The sequence below is a fragment of the Pseudomonas sp. ABa2 genome, assembly GCF_056676075.1.
Genome location: NZ_CM155239.1, coordinates 1,671,982 through 1,692,620 on the forward strand (window position 1 = coordinate 1,671,982; position 20,639 = coordinate 1,692,620).

18 protein-coding genes are annotated in these 20,639 nt (G+C 65.4%); 12 read left to right on the top strand and 6 right to left on the bottom strand.

The genetic code is table 11. The features are described from left to right. The first annotated feature begins 62 nt into the window (after window positions 1-62). Both AC1G9C_RS08235 and AC1G9C_RS08240 read left to right on the top strand, forming a co-directional pair. Window positions 63-1,988 carry an ATP-binding cassette domain-containing protein gene (locus AC1G9C_RS08235; RefSeq protein WP_031303244.1) on the top strand — a complete coding sequence of 642 codons (1,926 nt, stop codon included), beginning with the start codon at window positions 63-65 and terminating at the stop codon, window positions 1,986-1,988. 18 nt (window positions 1,989-2,006) lie between these two features. Next, complete coding sequence (locus AC1G9C_RS08240; RefSeq protein ID WP_021444482.1) at window positions 2,007-2,693, top strand: DUF6901 family protein; 687 nt, start codon at window positions 2,007-2,009, stop codon at window positions 2,691-2,693. Between the two features lie 46 nt (window positions 2,694-2,739). Here the strand turns inward: AC1G9C_RS08240 and AC1G9C_RS08245 are convergent, their stop codons facing one another. Together AC1G9C_RS08245 and AC1G9C_RS08250 are read right to left on the bottom strand one after the other, a co-directional pair. After that, window positions 2,740-3,189 (bottom strand): universal stress protein, encoded by a 450-nt coding sequence (locus AC1G9C_RS08245; protein WP_021444483.1) that lies wholly within the window; start codon window positions 3,187-3,189, stop codon window positions 2,740-2,742. 185 nt (window positions 3,190-3,374) lie between these two features. Beyond that, a complete protein-coding gene (locus tag AC1G9C_RS08250; protein WP_457790104.1) occupies window positions 3,375-4,193 on the bottom strand; it encodes a hypothetical protein in 819 nt (272 codons plus the stop codon). Window positions 4,194-4,662: 469 nt separating this feature from the next. Between AC1G9C_RS08250 and fadB the strand changes: the two genes are divergently transcribed. The 6 genes from fadB to AC1G9C_RS08280 all read left to right on the top strand — a co-directional run bounded on the left by fadB (window position 4,663) and on the right by AC1G9C_RS08280 (window position 11,982). Beyond that, a complete protein-coding gene (fadB, locus tag AC1G9C_RS08255; protein ID WP_480409906.1) occupies window positions 4,663-6,810 on the top strand; it encodes a fatty acid oxidation complex subunit alpha FadB in 2,148 nt (715 codons plus the stop codon). 30 nt (window positions 6,811-6,840) lie between these two features. Further along, a complete protein-coding gene (gene fadA, locus AC1G9C_RS08260) occupies window positions 6,841-8,016 on the top strand; it encodes an acetyl-CoA C-acyltransferase FadA (protein ID WP_480409907.1) in 1,176 nt (391 codons plus the stop codon). A 73-nt stretch (window positions 8,017-8,089) separates the two neighbouring features. Beyond that, entirely contained in the window at window positions 8,090-8,332 is a 243-nt protein-coding gene (locus AC1G9C_RS08265; RefSeq protein WP_021444487.1) for a DUF1653 domain-containing protein, read from the top strand. Between the two features lie 104 nt (window positions 8,333-8,436). Then, window positions 8,437-11,043 (top strand): type I DNA topoisomerase, encoded by a 2,607-nt coding sequence (gene topA / locus AC1G9C_RS08270; RefSeq protein ID WP_480409908.1) that lies wholly within the window; start codon window positions 8,437-8,439, stop codon window positions 11,041-11,043. A 76-nt stretch (window positions 11,044-11,119) separates the two neighbouring features. Next, window positions 11,120-11,638, top strand: coding sequence for a DUF6586 family protein (locus AC1G9C_RS08275; RefSeq protein WP_397497482.1), 519 nt, complete (start codon window positions 11,120-11,122; stop codon window positions 11,636-11,638). A 107-nt stretch (window positions 11,639-11,745) separates the two neighbouring features. Beyond that, window positions 11,746-11,982: a hypothetical protein gene (locus AC1G9C_RS08280; RefSeq protein ID WP_021444491.1), complete on the top strand. Its 237-nt coding sequence runs from the start codon at window positions 11,746-11,748 to the stop codon at window positions 11,980-11,982. A gap of 155 nt (window positions 11,983-12,137) precedes the next feature. Here the strand turns inward: AC1G9C_RS08280 and sulA are convergent, their stop codons facing one another. Both sulA and lexA read right to left on the bottom strand, forming a co-directional pair. Next, window positions 12,138-12,611: an SOS-induced cell division inhibitor SulA gene (gene sulA, locus AC1G9C_RS08285; protein ID WP_021444492.1), complete on the bottom strand. Its 474-nt coding sequence runs from the start codon at window positions 12,609-12,611 to the stop codon at window positions 12,138-12,140. A 10-nt stretch (window positions 12,612-12,621) separates the two neighbouring features. Next, window positions 12,622-13,230 (bottom strand): transcriptional repressor LexA, encoded by a 609-nt coding sequence (gene lexA / locus AC1G9C_RS08290; RefSeq protein WP_122107259.1) that lies wholly within the window; start codon window positions 13,228-13,230, stop codon window positions 12,622-12,624. Between the two features lie 227 nt (window positions 13,231-13,457). Here lexA and AC1G9C_RS08295 point away from each other — a divergent pair, with 227 nt between their 5' ends. From AC1G9C_RS08295 to AC1G9C_RS08310, 4 genes are read left to right on the top strand one after another with little or no spacing between them, the layout of a single operon-like run. Further along, entirely contained in the window at window positions 13,458-14,165 is a 708-nt protein-coding gene (locus AC1G9C_RS08295; RefSeq protein WP_457790116.1) for a TetR/AcrR family transcriptional regulator, read from the top strand. A gap of 47 nt (window positions 14,166-14,212) precedes the next feature. Beyond that, on the top strand, window positions 14,213-14,737 hold the full coding sequence (locus AC1G9C_RS08300; RefSeq protein WP_480409909.1) for a L,D-transpeptidase family protein: 525 nt from the start codon (window positions 14,213-14,215) through the stop codon (window positions 14,735-14,737). A gap of 21 nt (window positions 14,738-14,758) precedes the next feature. After that, a complete protein-coding gene (gene nagZ, locus AC1G9C_RS08305; protein WP_480409910.1) occupies window positions 14,759-15,757 on the top strand; it encodes a beta-N-acetylhexosaminidase in 999 nt (332 codons plus the stop codon). Window positions 15,758-15,766: 9 nt separating this feature from the next. Beyond that, window positions 15,767-16,504: an S-methyl-5'-thioinosine phosphorylase gene (locus AC1G9C_RS08310; RefSeq protein WP_021444013.1), complete on the top strand. Its 738-nt coding sequence runs from the start codon at window positions 15,767-15,769 to the stop codon at window positions 16,502-16,504. 129 nt (window positions 16,505-16,633) lie between these two features. On the opposite strand, the gene AC1G9C_RS08315 is transcribed toward AC1G9C_RS08310, so the two are convergent. Together AC1G9C_RS08315 and mfd are read right to left on the bottom strand one after the other, a co-directional pair. After that, complete coding sequence (locus AC1G9C_RS08315) at window positions 16,634-17,155, bottom strand: CsiV family protein (RefSeq protein WP_480409911.1); 522 nt, start codon at window positions 17,153-17,155, stop codon at window positions 16,634-16,636. Window positions 17,156-17,169: 14 nt separating this feature from the next. Beyond that, window positions 17,170-20,631, bottom strand: a complete 3,462-nt coding sequence (gene mfd / locus AC1G9C_RS08320; RefSeq protein WP_480409912.1) for a transcription-repair coupling factor — start codon at window positions 20,629-20,631, stop codon at window positions 17,170-17,172. Window positions 20,632-20,639 lie beyond the last annotated feature (8 nt).

Sequence of the window (20,639 nt, forward strand, 5' to 3'; positions counted from 1 at the left end):
TATGTGGCAACAGAGCGCCGGCCAACTCGGGTAGAATGCGCCGCCTGTTTCTGGAGAAGCCCATGACCCTGCTCAAGTTCGCCGATGTATCCCTCGCCTATGGCGCCATGCCCCTGCTCGACGGGGTGTCCTGGCAGATCGCACGGGGCGAGCGGGTGTGCATCATCGGTCGCAACGGTACCGGCAAGTCGAGCATGCTCAAGCTGGTCAAGGGCGAGCAGATGGCCGACGACGGCGAAATCTGGCGGGCGCCGGGGCTGAAGATCGGCGAGTTGCCGCAGGAGCTGCCGCGCGCCGACGAGCGCACCGTGTTCGACGTGGTGGCCGAGGGGCTGGCCGGGGTCGGCGAGCTGCTGGCGCGCTATCACCATCTGGCGCAGAACATCCACGGCGACGACGACCTCGAGCAACTGATGCACGTGCAGCAGGAGCTGGAAGCCAAAGACGGCTGGCGCCTGCAGCAACTGGTCGACAGCACCCTGAGCCGCCTGCAACTGCCGGCCGACAAGACCCTGGCCGAACTCTCCGGTGGCTGGCGCCGGCGTGTGCTGCTGGCCCAGGCGCTGGTTTCCGAGCCGGATCTGCTGCTGCTCGACGAACCGACCAACCACCTGGACATCGGCGCCATCGCCTGGCTGGAAGAGGCACTGAAGGATTTCGGCGGCGCGGTGCTGTTCATCACTCACGACCGTTCCTTCCTGCAGAACCTGGCCACGCGCATCCTCGAACTGGACCGCGGCGGCCTGATCGACTGGAACGGCGACTACGCCAGCTTCCTGGTGCACAAGGAGCAGCAACTGGCGGCCGAAGAAACCGCCAACGCCCTGTTCGACAAGCGCCTGGCCCAGGAAGAGGTGTGGATTCGCCAGGGCATCAAGGCCCGCCGCACCCGCAACGAGGGCCGCGTGCGCGCACTCAAGGCGATGCGTGCCGAGCGCGCCGAGCGCCGCGAGCGTCAGGGCAAGGCGAACATCGCCCTGGAAACCGCGGACAAGTCCGGCAAGCAGGTGATGCTGGCGGAAAACGTCAGTTTCGCCCATGCCGGGGGCCCATTCCTGGTCAAGGATTTCTCCATGGTGCTGCAGCGCGGCGACCGCATCGGCCTGCTCGGCGCCAACGGCACCGGCAAGACCACGCTGCTCAAGCTGCTGCTCGGCGACCTGCAGCCCAGCAGCGGCAGCATCGAAGTCGGCACCAAACTGGAAGTGGCGTATTTCGACCAATTGCGTCACCAGCTCGAGCCGGAAAAAACCGTGATCGACAACGTCGCCGAAGGCCGCGATTTCATCAGTATCGACGGCCAGAGCCGTCACGTGCTGAGCTACCTGGGCGACTTCCTGTTCAGCCCGCAGCGCGCACGCACGCCGGTCAAGGCGCTGTCCGGCGGCGAACGGGCACGACTGTTGCTGGCCAAGCTGTTCAGCAAGCCGGCCAACCTACTGGTGCTGGACGAACCGACCAACGACCTGGACGTGGAAACCCTGGAACTGCTCGAAGAAGTGCTGCTTAACTTCCCCGGCACCGTGCTGATGGTCAGCCACGACCGTGCTTTTCTCGACAACGTGGTCACCAGCACCCTGGTGTTCGAGGGCGAAGGCAAGGTGCGCGAATACGTCGGCGGCTACCAGGACTGGCTGCGCCAGGGCGGTTCGCCGCGTCTGCTCGGTGTGGGTGAAAGCAAGTCCGGCAAAGCCGAACTGGCCACTGCCATAGTCGAAGCGCCGGCCCCGGCGGCAGTCGCCCCGGTGCAGGAGAGCGCCGAGCCGGCGAAGAAGAAACTCAGCTACAAGCTGCAGCGCGAGCTGGAAGCGATTCCCGGGCAGATCGATGCCCTGGAGCAGGAAATGGCCGGGTTGCAGGAGCGGATCGCCGATCCGGGCTTCTACCAGCAGCCGGTGCAGGCCACCACGGAAGTATTGGCGCGCCTCGACGACTTGCAGAAGGACTTGGACAAGTTGCTCGAGCGCTGGGCAGAGCTGGAAGGCTGAACGAAGGAACGCACAGACATGGCCATCGAGTACCGCATCACCCTCGACGACAATCATCAGTTCAGCTACCGGATCGAGCTGAACCGCGAATACGACCCCGCCCAGGCGCAGCAGGCCCCGGCCTGGACCCGGTTGGGACACCAACAGTGCAGCAACTGCCCGCTCAGTCGCGAGCAGTTCAGCCATTGCCCGGCGGCGGTCGACCTGCACCGGGTGATCGAGGATTTCCGCGGCCTGCCGGCGTTCAAGAAGGCCAGCGTGTGGGTGCGTACGCCAGAGCGCGAGTACACCAAGCAGGTCGGCCTGGAAGAGGGCCTGCGCGCGCTGCTCGGGGTGATCATGGCCACCAGCGCCTGCCCGGTGCTGGCGCGCCTCAAGCCCATGGCGCAGAACCACCTGCCGTTCGCCAGCAACCAGGAGTTCATCCTGCGCGCGGTGTCGCTGTACCTGGCGCGGCAGTACTTCAACATGCGCGAGGGGCGCCTGGCGGACTGGGAGCTCAAGGGCCTGGTGCGCCTGTTCCAGCAGCTCAAGCTGGTCAATCAGGCATTCTGGCAGCGCATCCACGACACCTGCGACGGCGATTCCAACCTCAAGGCCTTCCTCACCTTCTTCTCCATGTCGTCGAGCATGACGGTGTCGCTGGAGACTCAGTTGCAGAAGATCCGCCCGCTGGTCATGAGTGCCGGCGAGTCGTTCGAGTGACGCTATCCCGGTATGAGGAGCGCTGAGCGCTCCTCATGCTCACGTCTCAGGCGCTTTTCTCGGCTTTCTTCAAGCGCACTGCGAGCACGTCGCAGGGTGCGCCGTGCAGCACGTCGTTGGCGGTGGAGCCGAGCAGCAGCGCCAGACCGTGGCGGCCGTGGCTGCCGACCACGATCAGGTCGCAGCCCTGTTCCTCGGCCAGACGATGAATTTCCTGGCGCGGCTGGCCGTAGGCCAGATGGCGCTGATCCGCGGTCAGTTCCGGGTACTTGCCGGTAAAGCTGTTCAGGCGTTCGCGCGCCTGCTCGAATTGCTGCTGCTGCAGCATCGACAGGTCCATCGGCACGTCGCCACCGAAGGCCATGGCCATCGGCTCGACGATATGCACCAGGGACATCTTGGCGCCGCTGGCCTTGGCCAGCTTCTGTGCGCGAACCACCACGGGGTCGCATTCCTCGGTCAGGTCGACGGCGACCAGAATATGCTGGTAGGGCATGGTGAACTCCTCCTTAAGGGTACGAATGGCTCTGCAGCAAGTATGGCCCCATTGCGCCCGATAAGCGGCCGCTTATTGTTACGATCTTGCCTGGCGGGCAGGGTGCCGGCTGAGGGCGGACAAAGAAAAGCCCGGTGCGAGCACCGGGCCTGAATCGGGCCAGGCAGGCCGGAAAAACTGTGGCATCAGTGCTGGTTGGCTGCGTACTGGGCGGCTACGCCTTCGAGGCCTTCGATGATGCTGTCGGAATACTTGCTGACCAGAAAGGGCACGCTGTTCTCGTTGTAGTTCAGCAGGGATTTCTCGATATAGCGCCATTTGGTGCCGATACTGCCGAGAGCTGCGCTGATCTCCGGGGTGTTTTGCTGGGCGCGATTGAGCCCGTCAAGCTTGCTGGCGAACTCGCCGACCAACTCGTCGATGGCGCGCTCCTCGCCGCCGCCGAAGAAACTACCGCCGATCGAGGCGCTGCGCGAGGCGTAGTCCAGGGCGATGCCCTGCATCAGCAGGCTTTGCTCGCGGCTCTGCTGGGTCAAGGGCGGTACGCTGTAGCCGCTTTCCTGCTGGATTTTCTGGTACAGCTCCTGGGCAATGGCCATCAGCCGCTGGTTGCTGTCGGCCAGGTCGGCGACTGGCTGCAGGTCGGTGTAGCCCTGGCTGCGCATGGCCTCCATCAGCGCCTGCAGGCCGTCGCGGTAGCCCTGCCATTCGCCCTGCCACTGGCTGCGCAAGGCCTTGGCGCCCTCGCCGGGCATCTCGCCGAGGGCATCCAGGTGGCCCTGGGCCTCTTGCAGCGATTCGCCGATCATCCGTGCGTAGCGCTGGTCGCCCTCCATGCCGTTGTACATATAGAAGTCGCCGAGGCTCTTCTGCGTGGCCAGGCGCAGCTGGTGCAGGCGCAGCAGATCGTCGGCCGGTGCGGCCAGCAGGGATGGCGAGACGAAGGCGAAGAGGAAGACGAGCAGGGCGCTCAGGGAAAATGCCAGCGAACGGCGGCTCGACATTGGGGACTCCGTGCGGCCCATCGTGGGGCTCGATTTGTTGTGGTATTGCAGCCGGATGGCGCTGTGCCAGCCGAAAGTGAGACGACTGTACCTGCAGCGCAGGGATTTGGCTAGGCGCAGGCGGCCGGCCGCCGGGACGCCTTAAAGCGCCGCAATGGTGCGTTATCGATGGCGTTTATCGGGCCCTGGCCCAGGCCACGGCAGGCCTGGGTTTGCGTCAGGGATGCGCACGCCGCGCAAGAAGGCCAATTGACAAGCGCCGGCTTTTCCCCGAAGGTGTGCACACCCAAATCAAACGGGCGTATGAATTGAGCGTTTGCCTGGAAAGGCGCGCCTTATACAGCCCGATTATCGCGTCGGCGGGTGTGTCGTACCGATTGGGGCTATGCTCGTGCGGCGTTGCCGCGGGCTGGCCTGCCGGTTGGCTCCGATGTGTACTGTTCAGCTTCCATACCGTGGAGATCAGTTGATGATTTACGAAGGTAAAGCCATCACGGTTAAGGCTCTTGAGAGCGGCATCGTCGAATTGAATTTCGACCTCAAGGGTGAGTCCGTCAACAAATTCAACCGTCTTACCCTCAACGAGCTGCGCGCCTCCGTCGACGCGATCAAGGCCGACGGTTCGATCAAGGGCGTGATTGTCACCAGTGGCAAGGACGTGTTCATCGTCGGTGCCGATATCACCGAGTTCGTCGACAACTTCAAACTGCCCGACGCAGAGCTGGTGGCTGGCAACCTGGAAGCCAACAAGATCTTCAGCGATTTCGAAGACCTCGCCGTGCCGACCGTGGTCGCCATCAACGGCATCGCCCTGGGCGGCGGTTTCGAGATGTGCCTGGCCGGTGACTACCGCGTGATGAGCGAGACCGCCAAGATCGGTCTGCCGGAAGTCAAGCTGGGCATCTACCCGGGCTTCGGCGGCACCGTGCGCCTGCCGCGCGTGATCGGTACCGACAATGCCGTCGAGTGGATCGCCTCCGGTAAGGAAAACCGCGCCGCCGACGCCCTCAAGGTAGGCGCCGTCGACGCCGTGGTCGCTCCCACCAAACTCAAGGAAGCCGCGCTGGACCTGGTCAAGCGCGCCATCTCCGGCGAGCTGGACTACAAGGCCAAGCGTCAGCCCAAGCTGGAAAAGCTCAAGCTCAACGCCATCGAGCAGATGATGTGCTTCGAGACCGCCAAGGGCTTCGTCGCCGGCCAGGCCGGTCCGAACTACCCGGCTCCGGTCGAGGCGATCAAGACCATCCAGAAGGCCGCCAACTTCGGCCGCGACAAGGCGCTGGAAGTCGAGGCCGCCGGCTTCGTCAAGCTGGCCAAGACCTCGGTCGCCGAGAGCCTGATCGGCCTGTTCCTCAACGATCAGGAGCTGAAGAAGAAGGCCAAGCACCACGACGAAATCGCCCGCGACGTGAAACTGGCTGCCGTACTCGGCGCCGGCATCATGGGCGGCGGCATCGCCTACCAGTCGGCCTCCAAGGGCACCCCGATCCTGATGAAGGATATCCGAGAAGAGGGTATCCAGATGGGCCTGACCGAGGCTTCCAAGCTGCTCGGCAAGCGCGTCGAGAAGGGCCGCATGACCCCGGCGAAGATGGCCGAAGCGCTCAACGCCATCCGTCCGACCATGTCCTACGGTGATTTCGGCAATGTCGACATCGTCGTCGAAGCCGTGGTCGAGAATCCCAAGGTCAAGCAGATCGTGCTGGCCGAGGTGGAAGGCGTGGTGCGTGAAGACGCCATCCTGGCCTCCAACACCTCGACCATTTCCATCTCCTTGCTGGCCCAGGCGCTCAAGCGTCCGGAAAACTTCGTCGGCATGCACTTCTTCAACCCGGTGCACATGATGCCGCTGGTGGAAGTCATCCGTGGCGAGAAGTCCAGCGAAGTGGCTGTCGCCACCACCGTGGCCTACGCCAAGAAGATGGGCAAGAACCCGATCGTGGTCAACGACTGCCCGGGCTTTTTGGTCAACCGCGTGCTGTTCCCGTACTTCGGCGGCTTCTCCAAGCTGCTGGGCTTCGGTGTCGACTTCGTGCGCATCGACAAGGTCATGGAGAAGTTCGGCTGGCCCATGGGCCCGGCCTACCTCTCCGACGTGGTCGGCATCGATACCGGCCACCACGGTCGTGACGTGATGGCTGAAGGCTTCCCGGACCGCATGGCGGTGGAAGGCAAGACCGCCGTCGACGTGATGTACGACGCCAACCGCCTGGGCCAGAAGAACGGCAAGGGCTTCTACGCCTACGAGACCGACAAGCGCGGCAAGCCGAAGAAGGTCTCCGACCCGGCTGCTTACGAGCTGCTCAAGTCCATCGTGGTCGAAGAGCGTGAAGTCACCGACGAGGACATCATCAACTTCATGATGATCCCGCTGTGCCTGGAAACCGTTCGTTGCCTGGAAGACGGCATCGTCGACACCGCAGCTGAGGCCGATATGGGCCTTATCTACGGCATCGGCTTCCCTCCCTTCCGCGGCGGTGCGCTGCGCTACATCGATTCCATCGGTGTCGCCGAGTTCGTCGCCCTGGCCGACAAGTACGCCGACCTGGGCGCGCTGTACCACCCGACCGCCAAGCTTCGCGAAATGGCCGCCAAAGGCCAGAAGTTCTTCGGTTAAGCGCGCAACGACTAGAGCGAGAGTGAATTTATGAGCCTGAATCCTAGAGATGCAGTGATCGTCGACTTCGGTCGTACCCCAATGGGTCGTTCCAAGGGCGGCATGCACCGCAACACCCGTGCCGAGACCATGTCGGCGCACCTGATCAGCGGCGTGCTGGCACGCAACACCAAGCTGGACCCGGCAGAAGTCGAGGACGTGATCTGGGGCTGCGTCAACCAGACCCTGGAGCAGGGCTGGAACATCGCGCGCATGGCGTCGCTGATGACCCAGATCCCGCACACCAGCGCCGGCCAGACCGTCAGCCGTCTGTGCGGTTCGTCCATGAGCGCCCTGCACACCGCCGTGCAGGCGATCCAGACCGGCAACGGCGACGTGTTCGTCGTCGGTGGCGTGGAGCACATGGGCCACGTCGGCATGATGCATGGCGTCGACCCGAACCCGCACCTGTCGCTGTACGCCGCCAAGGCCTCGGGCATGATGGGCCTGACCGCCGAAATGCTGGGCAAGATGCACGGCATCAGCCGCGAGCAGCAGGATGCCTTCGGTGAGCGTTCGCACCGTCTGGCGCACAAGGCCACCGTCGAAGGCAAGTTCAAGGATGAAATCATCCCGATGCAGGGCTACGACGAGAACGGCTTCCTCAAGGTGTACGACTTCGACGAAACCATTCGTCCGGAAACCACCCTGGAGAGCCTGGCCGCGCTGAAGCCGGCGTTCAACCCGAAAGGCGGCACCGTGACTGCAGGTACTTCCTCGCAGATCACCGACGGCGCTTCCTGCATGATCGTCATGAGCGCCCAGCGTGCTCAGGACCTCGGTATCCAGCCGATGGCCGTGGTGCGCGCCATGGCTGTGGCCGGCGTCGATCCGGCGATCATGGGTTACGGCCCGGTGCCGTCCACCCAGAAGGCGCTCAAGCGCGCTGGCCTGACCATGGCGGACATCGACTTCGTCGAACTCAACGAAGCCTTCGCCGCCCAGGCCCTGCCGGTGCTGAAGGACCTCAAGCTGCTCGACAAGATGGAAGAGAAGGTCAACCTGCACGGCGGCGCCATCGCCCTGGGTCACCCCTTCGGTTGTTCCGGTGCCCGTATCTCCGGTACCCTGCTCAACGTCATGAAGCAGAACGGCGGCACCCTTGGTGTCTCCACCATGTGTGTGGGCCTTGGCCAAGGCATCACCACCGTCTTCGAGCGCGTTTAAGCGCTAGCGGACAGAAACCGGGGCCCAGTGCCCCGGTTTTGCTTTTTACGGCTTTTTATTTCGGGAACCTCTCATGCAGTTGCAGCCAGGACTCTATCGCCACTACAAGGGCCCGCAGTACCGCGTATTCGGTGTGGCGCGCCATTCCGAGAACGAGGAAGAAGTGGTGGTCTACCAGGCCTTGTACGGCGAATTCGGCCTGTGGGTTCGGCCGCTGAGCATGTTCTGCGAAGAGGTCGAGGTGGACGGCAAGCGTGTTCCACGCTTTGCTTTGATTCAGGCCGAAGTCAGCCCGATCGGCACTTCGCAAGTCTGAGTGCGCAGCCCCTGCGCTTGACCTTCGCTCGGTCGCCACTATATATAGCGGGGCCTCAAGGCTCCCTGCCTTCTATATTTCGCAATTCAGGAATTTTCTGATCCATGGGCAAATCGCTGGTCATCGTGGAATCCCCGGCCAAGGCCAAGACCATCAACAAGTACCTGGGCAGCCAGTACGTGGTGAAGTCGAGCATCGGCCATATCCGTGACCTGCCTACCAGCGGTTCGGCAAGCGCCACCAAGGAGCCGGCCAAGCGCGGCAAGGCCGCCGGCGAAGCGCCTGCGCTGTCGCCCAAGGAAAAGGCCAAGCGCCAGCTGTTCGCGCGCATGGGCGTCGACCCCGAGCACGGTTGGAAGGCCAAGTACGAGATCCTGCCCGGCAAGGAAAAGGTGATCGAAGAACTGCGTCGCCTGGCCAAGGATGCCGACACCATCTATCTCGCAACCGACTTGGACCGCGAAGGGGAGGCCATCGCCTGGCACCTGCGCGAATCCATCGGTGGTGATGACAGCCGCTACAAGCGCGTGGTGTTCAACGAGATCACCAAGAAGGCGATTCAGGAAGCCTTCTCCAAGCCCGGCGAGCTGGACATCAACCGCGTCAACGCCCAGCAGGCGCGCCGTTTCCTCGACCGCGTGGTGGGCTACATGGTCTCGCCGCTGCTGTGGGCCAAGATTGCCCGCGGCCTGTCTGCCGGCCGCGTGCAATCGGTGGCGGTGAAGCTGGTGGTCGAGCGCGAGAAGGAAATCCGCGCCTTCGTCCCGGAAGAATACTGGGAAGTGCACGCCGACCTCGGCACGGCGAAGAACGCCAAGGTGCGTTTCGAGGTGGTGCGCGAGAACGGCACTGCCTTCAAACCGGTCAATGAAGCGCAGGCCATGGCCGCGCTGGAGAAGCTCAAGGCTTCCAGCTACAGCGTGGTCAAGCGCGAAGACCGCCCGACCAGCAGCAAGCCGTCGGCGCCCTTCATCACCTCCACCCTGCAGCAGGCGGCGAGCAACCGTCTCGGCTTCGGGGTGAAGAAGACCATGATGATGGCCCAGCGTCTTTACGAGGCCGGCTACATCACCTATATGCGTACCGATTCGACCAATCTGTCGAACGATGCCGTTGAAATGGTCAGGGGCTTTATCGGCAGCGAGTACGGCGACAAGTACCTGCCGGGCAAGCCCAACCTCTATTCGAGCAAGGAAGGCGCTCAGGAGGCGCACGAAGCGATTCGTCCGTCCGACGTCAACCTGCGCCCGACCCAGCTGTCCGGCATGGAACGCGACGCCGAGCGCCTGTACGACCTGATCTGGCGCCAGTTCGTGGCCTGCCAGATGCCACCGGCTGAGTACCTGTCCACCAGCGTCACCGTGGCTGCCGGCGACTTCGAGCTGCGTGCCAAGGGCCGCATCCTCAAGTTCGATGGTTACACCCGCGTGCTGCCCCAGCAGAGCAAGCCGGGCGAGGACGACGTGCTGCCGGAAATGAAGGAAGGCGAGGGGCTCAAGCTGATCCAGCTCGACCCCAGCCAGCACTTCACCAAACCGCCGGCGCGCTACTCCGAAGCCAGCCTGGTCAAGGAGCTGGAGAAGCGCGGCATCGGCCGCCCGTCCACCTACGCGGCGATCATCTCCACCATCCAGGAGCGTGGCTACGTCACGGTGCATAACCGCCGCTTCTATGCCGAGAAGATGGGCGACATCGTCACCGAGCGTCTCGACGAGAGCTTTGCCAACCTGATGGACTACGGCTTCACCGCCGCGATGGAAGAGCATCTCGACGACGTGGCCCAGGGCGAGCGCGAGTGGAAGCACCTGCTCGACGAGTTCTATGGCGACTTCAAGAAGAAGCTCGAGGTGGCCGAGGCGGGCGAGGGCGGCATGCGCGCCAACCAGCCGACCACCACCGACATCCCCTGCCGCGAATGCGGCCGGCCGATGATGATTCGCACCGCCTCCACCGGCGTGTTCCTCGGCTGCTCCGGCTACAGCCTGCCGCCGAAGGAGCGCTGCAAGGCCACCATCAACCTGGTGCCGGGCGACGAGATCGCCGCGGACGACGAGGGCGAATCCGAATCCCTGGTGCTGCTCGGCAAGCACCGCTGCCCGATTTGCAGCACGGCGATGGACGCCTATCTGCTGGACGAGACGCGCAAGCTGCATATCTGCGGCAACAACCCCGATTGCGCCGGCTACGAGATCGAGCAGGGCCAGTACCGCATCAAGGGCTACGAAGGGCCGAGCCTGGAGTGCGACAAGTGCGGCAGCCAGATGCAGCTCAAGACCGGCCGTTTCGGCAAGTTCTTCGGCTGCACCAACGCCAGCTGCAAGAACACCCGCAAGCTGTTGAAGAACGGTGAGGCGGCGCCGCCGAAGATGGACCCGGTGAAGATGCCCGAGCTCAAGTGCGAGAAGGTGGACGACACCTACGTGCTGCGCGACGGTGCCTCCGGCCTGTTCCTCGCCGCCAGCGGTTTCCCCAAGAATCGCGAGACCCGCGCGCCGCTGGTGCTGGAGCTGATTCCGCACAAGAGCGAGATCGATCCCAAGTACCACTTCCTGCTGGCCGCTCCGGCCAAGGATCCGGACGGCCGTCCGGCGGTGATCCGCTACAGCCGCAAGACCAAGGAGCAGTACGTGCAGTCCGAGGTGGACGGCAAGCCCACCGGCTGGCGCGCCTTCTTCGACGGCGGCAAGTGGAAGGTCGAAGACAAGCGCTGAGCCTGTCCTGACGAGGTGCGCGCCGGTCGAGGCCGGCGCGCGTATCATGGCTCGATCCGCAGTGGAGATCGCCCCAATGGCCAAAGAGCTCTATACCCGCACCAACCAGAAGATCTTCTTCGCCGGCCTGGCCCTGGACGCCTGGCGCAAGGCGCAGGCGGAGGGTGCGTTCAACACCCAGGCGCTGGTGCAGGCCGAGCGCGAGGCGGCCCTGTTCCACCTCTATGGCGGGCTGCTCGGGCTGTGCCACGAGATTGCGGGCTATTACCGCATGGCCGATGCCGCCCAGCCGCGCGTCGAGCTCCTGCTCACCCGCGCGGTGCTCGACAGCGCGCCGAGCCCGGAACTGGCCGAGCTGGTGGAGCTGGCGCAGCAGCCGGAAACCTGGCTGGCACAGCTGCTGGCGGCCTATGCCGAGCTGTTCCGGCCGCCGCAGGGCGAGAAGAAGGCCAAGGTCGATCCTGGCTTGCCGCTGATCACCGCGCTCAGCGTCGAGGACGAGGCGGCCGAACTGGCGCCGGAAACCCTCGAGGCCTGGCGTCAGCAGCTCAAGGAACTGGTGCTGCGCTTTCGCGAATCGCTCAGCGAGTGCTGAGCCGCGCCGGCTCCGCCTGGAGCTCATCCGTCGTCATCTGGATCGGCGGGCTGGGGTCATGCCCGGTCGGCTGGTACAATGCCGGCCTTTCGTGGAGAACCTGAACCATGCCTACATCCTTTCTGGAAATCGTCGAACTGCCCGATGGGCGTATCGCCCTGCGTCGTGCGGAAGACGAGGAGGCCCTGGTGACCTTGGATTTCTCCGCCGATGCCAAGGCCTTCCTGCAGGGCCAGCACGTCGAGGTGGCCAAGGCCATGCTCAATGTCGGGGTGCAGATGGCCGGACGCCTGGCCGAGGGCGACTACAGCGCCGAGGACGAAGGGCCGCGGGTACTGCACTGAATTTTCCGCGGCGCGGCAAGCAAAACGGGGCTCCAAGGGAGCCCCGTTTTCGTTGGTCGGATACCTTGCTGGCTGTAGCCGTAGCCCGGACGTGATCCGCAGCTCAATGGCGGCATCCGGGCTGGGGGGAGGCTGCTGGGAAGTTGCCCTGCGATCTAGCCCAGGCTGATATTCAGGCTCTGCGCAGCGCCGATCTCGGCGGCTTGAGCCAGACGGCGGCGCGTGCCGCGTTCGAGCGGGTGCAGCCAGCTCACCACGGTATGGCTGCGGCCCAGCTTGAGCGCCTCCTCGGCCAGCTCCACGGCACTCTGGCCGCGGCGTGGTTGCAACAGCAGGATGCGTTCGCGGTTCAAACCGGCTTCGCGCAGCCAGGACTGGGTCAGGCTGGCCGGCGGCGCCACCAGGGTCAGCCAGCGAGCATCGAGGTTCTCGCTCAGTTCGCGCAGGATCGGCGCCAGCAGGTGCAGGCAGTGTCCGGCCGCGCCACGCAGCGACAGTTCGCTGAAGGCTTCGGACTCGTCGAGCAGCGGGGCGGCGAGTCCTGGCTCCAGCAGGACTTCTGTCGGTTGGCCGAGAAAGGCATCGAACAGCGCCATTTGCGGGCGATCGAGTGGGTGCGGGAACTGCATAGAGCCTCCTCTAGCGACGGATCACGCCGACGCTCAAACCTTCGATGACCAGATCCTGGTGTTCCAGATCCACTTCGATCGGCGCGAACTCGGGGTTCTCGGCGATAAGCCAGACCTTGTTGCCTTCGCGCTTGAAGCGCTTGACCGTGACTTCGTCGTCCAGCCGCGCCACCACGATCTGGCCGTTGCGCGCCTCGCGGGTGGTGTGTACCGCCAGCAGGTCGCCGTCGAAGATGCCGATGTCCTTCATGCTCATGCCGCGCACGCGCAGCAGGTAGTCAGCCTTGGGTTGGAAGAAGGCCGGGTTGATCTGGCAGGATTCCTCGACATGCTGCTGGGCGAGAATCGGCGCGCCGGCGGCGACCCGGCCGATGACCGGCAGGCCTTCGTCCTCGTTGCTCGGCTCGAAGCCGGGGATGCGGATGCCGCGCGAGGCGCCCGGAGTCATTTCGATGGCGCCCTTGCGGGCCAGGGCCTTGAGGTGTTCCTCGGCGGCGTTGGGCGATTTGAAACCGAGTTCCTGGGCGATTTCCGCGCGGGTGGGCGGGTAGCCGTTGTCTTCCAGGCAGCGTTTGATGAAGGCGAGAATCTCGGCTTGGCGTGGCGTCAGTTTCAGCATGGCGGCGCTCTGTCTTTTTATACAGTGACTGGGATTATATACAGTAAGGCCGGCTTGGCAACGCACAATTTCGCCTACCCGCCGGCCGCCCTGTAACCTGCGACGGGCAATCTGCGTCTGTGCTTGTTGTAAGCTGTGACCGGCTGGCCAAAAGACGGCTCGTGCGGCTTGACAATGCAGTGGGCTGAAACGTATGTTTCAAACAAGTGTTTGTCAGGTGATAGCTCATGGCTCAGTCGGAAACCGTTGAACGCATTCTCGATGCTGCGGAACAGCTGTTCGCGGAAAAAGGCTTCGCCGAAACCTCGTTGCGTCTGATCACCAGCAAGGCCGGGGTCAACCTGGCGGCGGTCAACTATCACTTCGGCTCGAAGAAGGCGCTGATCCAGGCGGTCTTCTCGCGCTTCCTCGGGCCTTTCTGCGCCAGCCTGGAGAAGGAGCTGGATCGGCGTCAGGCCAAGGCCGATACCCCGGCCAGCCTCGAAGAACTGCTCGAACTGCTGGTCGAGCAGGCGCTGGCGGTCAAGCCGCGCAGCGGCAACGACCTGTCGATCTTCATGCGTCTGCTCGGCCTGGCCTTCAGCCAGAGCCAGGGCCACCTGCGCAAGTACCTGGAAGAGGTGTACGGTAAGGTGTTCCGCCGTTACATGCTGCTGGTGCATGAGGCGGCGCCGCGCATCCCGCCGCTGGAGCTGTTCTGGCGCGTGCATTTCATGCTCGGCGCGGCGGCCTTCAGCATGTCCGGAATCAAGGCGCTGCGCGCCATGGCCGAGACCGATTTCGGCGTCAACACCTCGATCGAGCAGGTGATGCGCATGATGGTACCGTTCCTCGCCGCCGGCATGCGCTCCGAGACCGGGGTCAACGACCCGGCGCTGGCCGCTGCGCAGCTCAAGCCACGCAGCAAGAGCGCGAGCACGCCGGCAAAGGTTTGACGTCTGCGGGTGGGCGCGGCGTTGGCCTTCGGCTAAGCTAGCCGCCCATGTTCGATCTCGACCTGCTGCATATCTCCATCGCCGATCAGGCCTTGTACGGTTTCCGTGCGGGGCAGCTGGTGCTGCGCCTGCCGGTTTCCACCGCGCTGAACGGGGCGGGGGAGCGCAACGGCTCCGGCTGCACGCCGCGCGGCCTGCACCAGGTGCGGGCGAAGATCGGCGCCGGCCTGCCGTTGGGCGCGGTGTTGCGCGGCCGGCGCTGGACCGGCGAGATCTGGTCGCCGGCGCTGCACGAGCAGTTTCCCGGGCGCGACTGGATTCTCACCCGCATTCTCTGGCTCAGCGGCCTGGAGCCGGGACGCAATCGTTCTGGCCAGGTGGACAGTTTTCGCCGCTATATTTACCTGCATGGCACGCCCGATAGCGAACCCATGGGTGTGCCGCTCTCGCATGGCTGCGTGCGCCTGCGCAACGCCGACATGCTGGCCCTGTTCGATCGGGTGGCACCGCACTGCCCGGTCAGGATCGACGAGGCGCCCTGCCCGCAGTGGGCCGGGGCGGATCTTCGCTAAGGATTTTATGTGACGACACGCATGCAAGGCTCTTTGATGCTGGATATCGCCGGCACCTGGCTGACCGCCGAGGATCGCCAGCTGCTGCGCCAGCCCGAGGTGGGCGGGCTGATCATCTTCGCCCGCAATATCGAATCGCCGCGCCAGGTGCGCGAGCTGTGCCAGAGCATCCGCGCCCTGCGTCCGGATCTGCTGCTGGCGGTGGATCAGGAAGGCGGTCGGGTGCAGCGTCTGCGCCAGGGCTTTTTGCGTCTGCCGGCGATGCGCGCCATCGCCGACAACGACAATGGCGAGACCCTGGCCGAGCACTGCGGCTGGTTGATGGCCACCGAGGTGCTGGCGGTGGGGTTGGACCTGAGTTTCGCCCCGGTGCTGGACCTCGATCACCAACGGAGTGCGGTGGTCGGCAGTCGCGCCTTCGAGGGCGATCCGCAGCGCGCCGCGCGCCTGGCCGGCGCCTTTATCCGCGGCATGCGCGAGGCCGGCATGGCCACCACCGGCAAGCATTTTCCCGGCCACGGCTGGGCCGAGGCCGATTCCCATGTGGCGATTCCGCTGGACGAGCGCAGCCTCGATGAAATTCGTGCCTGCGACCTGCAGCCGTTCAAGCTGTTGGCTGGCGAGCTGGATGCGGTGATGCCGGCGCACGTCATCTACCCGCAGGTCGACGCGCAGCCGGCCGGCTTCTCGCGGCGCTGGCTGCAGGACATCCTGCGCGGCGAGCTGGGCTTCGACGGGGTGATCTTCAGCGACGACCTGTCCATGGCTGGTGCCCATGTGGTCGGCGATGCCGGCCAGCGCATCGAGGCGGCGCTCGGCGCCGGTTGCGACATGGGCCTGGTGTGCAACGACCGCGCCGCCGCCGAGCTGGCACTGACCGCCCTGCAACGCCGGCAGGTGACGCCGCCGGCGCGCCTGGCGCGTATGCGCGGCCGTGCACACGCCAGTACCGAATACCGCCAGGCGCCACGCTGGCTGACTGCCGTGGCGGCGCTACGAGCCGCCCAGTTGCTTGACTGAGGAGCGCCCATGACCGTCTACGCGATTATCGGCGGCACCGGCCTGACCCAGCTCGAAGGCCTGACCATCCGCGAAGCATTGCCGCTGGATACGCCCTACGGCGCGCCGTCGGCCGATGTGCTGCGCGGCGACTACGCCGGGCGCGAGGTGCTGTTTCTCGCCCGCCATGGCCAGCCGCACCGTATTCCGCCGCATCAGGTCAACTACCGCGCCAACCTCTGGGCGCTGAAGCAGGCCGGGGCCAAGGCGATCCTCGCGGTCAACGCGGTCGGCGGCATCCATGCGGCCATGGCCACCGGGCATTTCTGCGTGCCACACCAGCTCATCGATTACACCGCGGGGCGCGCCCATACCTTCTACGAGGGCGAGTTGGAGCACGTCACCCACGTCGATTTCAGCCAGCCTTACGATGCTCAGCTGCGTGAGCGGCTGGTGGCGGCGCTGCGCGCCGAGCACGCCGCGTTCAGCGATCACGGCGTCTACGGCTGCACCCAGGGCCCGCGCCTGGAGACGGCCGCGGAAATCGCCCGCATGGAGCGCGACGGCTGCGACCTGGTGGGCATGACCGGCATGCCCGAGGCGGTGCTGGCGCGCGAACTGGCGCTGCCTTACGCCTGCCTGGCGTTGGTGGTCAACCCGGCGGCGGGCAAGTCCAGCGCGCTGATCACCATGGCCGAGATCGAGCGGGTGCTGGAGCAGGGCATGGGCACGGTCAAGTCGGTGCTGGCGCGGGTGCTGGCGGGCTGAGCCTGGTTCCCCGGATAACGAAAAGGGCAGCTTAGCGGCCCTTTTGCATCGTTCGGCACATCCCCGCGCTTCACCCCTCTGGGGCGTGCGCGCCAAACCGCTCCCGGCGCTCTCCTGTCTGGCCTCCGCTCAGAGCGGGCTGATGCGGATCAGCGCGCCCAGGCTGCCGTGATCCAGGTAGGTCAGGCTGTCGTCCTTCAGGCGCTGGGCGATCTTCAGGTGCTCGCTGGCATCGAGCAGGCCGTCGGCGCTGAACTGGTTGATCCACAGTTCCAGTTCCAGGTCGGCGAAGCGTTCCTGGGTGAAGCTCAGCGTGCCCTCGACCGGATGGTGGCCGAACTGCGCTTCGCCGCTGCTCACCGCGACGCGGCTCGGGTTGCTGCCGATGCTCTGGCTCCAGGCCTTGTGCAGCAGCAACTGGTAGCCGTTGCCGGGGTTGAGCTTGGCCGCCTCGTTGTCCAGCGCTGTGGGGCGTTCGTTGCCGGCGATCGGCAGGGCGCTGCCGGCCCAGTCGTCGGGGGCGATCTTGGGCGCGACGACGGGGTCGCCGGCCTGGCGGAACACCAGCAGTTCGACCTGGTAGAGGCGTTCGGCGAAGGCGCTCGGGGCCAGCAGGCAGAGCAGCAGAGGGATCAGGTGCAAGAGACGCATGGGCGGTTTGTCCTTCAGGTGGATGAGGCTTGTGGGGCCAGGCGTTCGAGCAGGGCCTCCAGGGTGTTGAAGCGCTCTTCGGCGCGCTCCATCGGCACCTGGATCTTGAACACCGTGGCGCCTTCGAATTTGTAGCGCTTGGGCTGCGCCTGGATCAGCTTGATCAGGGTCAGCGGGTCGACGCAGGTCTCGGCGGCGAACTCGATGCGCCCGCCCTGCGGCCCGGCGTCGATCTTGACGATGCCCAGCTTGTCGGCTTGCAGCTTGAGCAGGGTCAGGCGCATCAGGTGCTTGGTCGGCTCCGGTAGCAGGCCGAAGCGGTCGATCATCTCCACCTGCAGCTCCTTCAGGCCGTCTTCGTCGGTGGCGTTGGCGATGCGCTTGTAGAGGATCAGGCGGCTGTGCACGTCGGGCAGGTAGTCCTCGGGGATCAGCGCCGGTACGCGCAGGTTGATCTCCGGGCCGCCGCCCAGCGGCTGGTCGAGGTTGGGCTGCTCGCCTTTCTGGATGGCCTTGACCGCCCGTTCGAGCATTTCCATGTAGAGGGTGAAGCCGACCGCCTGGATCTGCCCGCTCTGGCCGTCGCCGAGCAGCTCGCCGGCGCCGCGGATCTCCAGGTCGTGGGTGGCCAGGACGAAGCCGGCACCGAGGTCCTGGGCATTGCTAATGGCCTCCAGGCGCTTCTGCGCGTCGTCGGTCATCTGCTTGCGTGGCGGCGTGAGCAGGTAGGCATAGGCCTGGTGGTGGCTGCGGCCGACGCGGCCGCGCAACTGGTGCAGCTGGGCCAGGCCGAACTTGTCGGCGCGGTCGATGATGATGGTGTTGGCGCTGGGCACGTCGATGCCGGTCTCGATGATGGTCGAGGCCACCAGCACGTTGAAGCGCTTGTGGTAGAAGTCGCTCATCACCTGTTCCAGCTCGCGCTCGCGCATCTGCCCGTGGCCGATGCCGATGCGCGCTTCCGGCACCAGCTTGGCGAGGTCGGCGGCGCACTTGTCGATGGTCTTCACGTCGTTGTGCAGGTAGTACACCTGGCCGCCGCGCAGCAGTTCGCGCAGCAGCGCTTCCTTGATGGTCGGCTGGTTGCTTTCCATGACGAAGGTGCGCACCGACAGGCGGCGCGCCGGCGGGGTGGCGATGATCGACAGGTCGCGCATGCCGGCTACGGCCATGTTCAGGGTGCGCGGAATCGGCGTGGCGGTGAGGGTGAGGATATCCACCTCACTGCGCAGGGCTTTGAGCTGTTCCTTCTGGCGTACGCCGAAGCGGTGTTCCTCGTCGATGATCACCAGGCCCAGGTTGTGGAACTTGACGTCGTCCTGCAGCAGCTTGTGGGTACCGATAACGATATCCACCTTGCCTTCGGCCAGCTGTTGCACCGCGCCTTCGACTTCCTTGGCGCTCTTGAAGCGGCTCATCACCTCGACCTTCACCGGCCAGTCGGCGAAACGGTCGCGGAAGCTGTTGTAGTGCTGCTGGGCGAGCAACGTGGTGGGCACCAGCACGGCCACCTGCTTGCCGCTGTGCACGGCGATAAAGGCCGCGCGCATGGCCACCTCGGTCTTGCCGAAGCCGACGTCGCCGCAGACCAGACGATCCATCGGCTTGCCGGCGAGCATGTCGCCGCGCACCGCGTCGATGGCGGCCTGCTGGTCCGGGGTTTCCTCGAAGGGGAAGCCGGCGCTGAAGCTGGCGTAGTCCAGCGCCGGGTCCTGGAAGGCGAAACCTTCGCGGGCGGCGCGGCGGGCGTAGATATCCAGCAGTTCGGCGGCGACGTCGCGTACCTGCTCGGCGGCCTTGCGCTTGGCCTTCTGCCAGGTCTCCGAACCGAGGCGGTGCAGCGGCGCCAGGGCGTCGTCGCTGCCGGTGTAGCGGGCGATCAGGTGCAGGCTGGCCACCGGCACGTAGAGCTTGGCTTCCTCGGCGTACATCAGGGCTAGGAACTCGGCGGCCTGGCCGTCGAACTCCATGGTCACCAGGCCCAGGTAGCGGCCGACGCCGTGGTCGATATGCACCACCGGCGCGCCTTCGCGCAGCTCGGTGAGGTTCTTGATCACGTTGTCGCCGCCGTCGCGACCCTTCTCGCGGCGGCGGCGCTGCATCACGCGCTGGCCGAACAGCGGGCTTTCGGCGATCAGCGCCAGGTCGTCGAGCAGCAGGCCTTCGTCCAGCGGGGCGATGCAGATCCCCAAACGCTCGCCGCTTGCGACGAAGGCCGGCCAGCCATCGACTTCCTTCGGCTTGAGCTTGAGCCGGGCGAGCAGTTCCAGCAGCACCTCGCGGCGCCCGGCCGACTCGGCGCAGAACAGCACGCGGCCCGGGTATTCCTCGATGAAGCGGCGCAGCGCCGCCAGCGGCTCGCCGGCCTTGGCCTGAATCGCCAGATCCGGCAGCGCTTTGGCGTCGAAGCGCGTCTGGCCGACGCCGGGTTCGATATCCTCGGGGTTGACGACAATGCGCGGCCAGCTCTTCAGGCGGGCGAAGCAGTCCTCCACCGGCAGGAAGATGTCGGCCGGCGGCAGCAGCGGGCGTTCCGGGTCGACGCGGCGATCCTCATAGCGGCTGCGCGCGTCGGTCCAGAAATGCTCGGCGGCTTTTTCGATGCCGGGCAGGGAGAACACCTGGGTGTCGCCCGGCAGGTAGTCGAACAGGGTGTCGGTTTCTTCGAAGAACAGCGGCAGGTAGTACTCGATGCCGGCCGGGGTGATGCCGGACGACAGGTCTTGATAGATCGGACAGCGGCGGAAATCCACGTCGAAGCGCTCGCGAAAGCGTCCGCGGAAATCGCTGACGGCCTTCTTCTCCAGCGGAAACTCGCGCGCCGGCAGCAGGCGGATCGACTCGACCTTGTCCACCGAGCGCTGGGTCTCCGGGTCGAAGGTGCGCAGGGTCTCGATCTCGTCGTCGAACAGGTCGATGCGGTAGGGCGTGTCGCTGCCCATGGGGAAGAGGTCGATCAGCGCGCCGCGCACGGCGAACTCGCCGTGCTCGTAGACGGTGTCGACGCAGCGGTAGCCGGCCGCCTCCAGGCGCGTGCGCATCTGCGGGGCGTCGAGCTTCTGGCCGACGTCCAGCACTAGGCTGCTGCCGAGCAGAAAGCGCTTCGGCGCCAGGCGGTGTAGGGCGGTGGTGATCGGCACTACCAGGATGCCGCGGGTCAGCTGCGGCAGGCGGTAGAGTGCGGCGATGCGCTGCGAGATGATGTCCTGGTGCGGCGAGAAGACGTCGTAGGGCAGGGTTTCCCAGTCGGGGAAATGCAGCACCGGAAGATCGGGGGCGAAGAACGCCAGTTCTTCCTGCAGGCGCTCGGCGCTCTGGCTGCCCTCGGTGAGCACCAGGGTGAGGCGCCCGGCGGCGCTGGCGGCCTCGGCGATGGCCAGCGGCAGGGCGGCGCCGGGCAGGTTGCCCCATTGCTGTTTGCCGGCGCTGGCGGGCAGGGACGGAAGACGCAGTACGGACGCGGTCGTTGCGGACACGGGCGGCT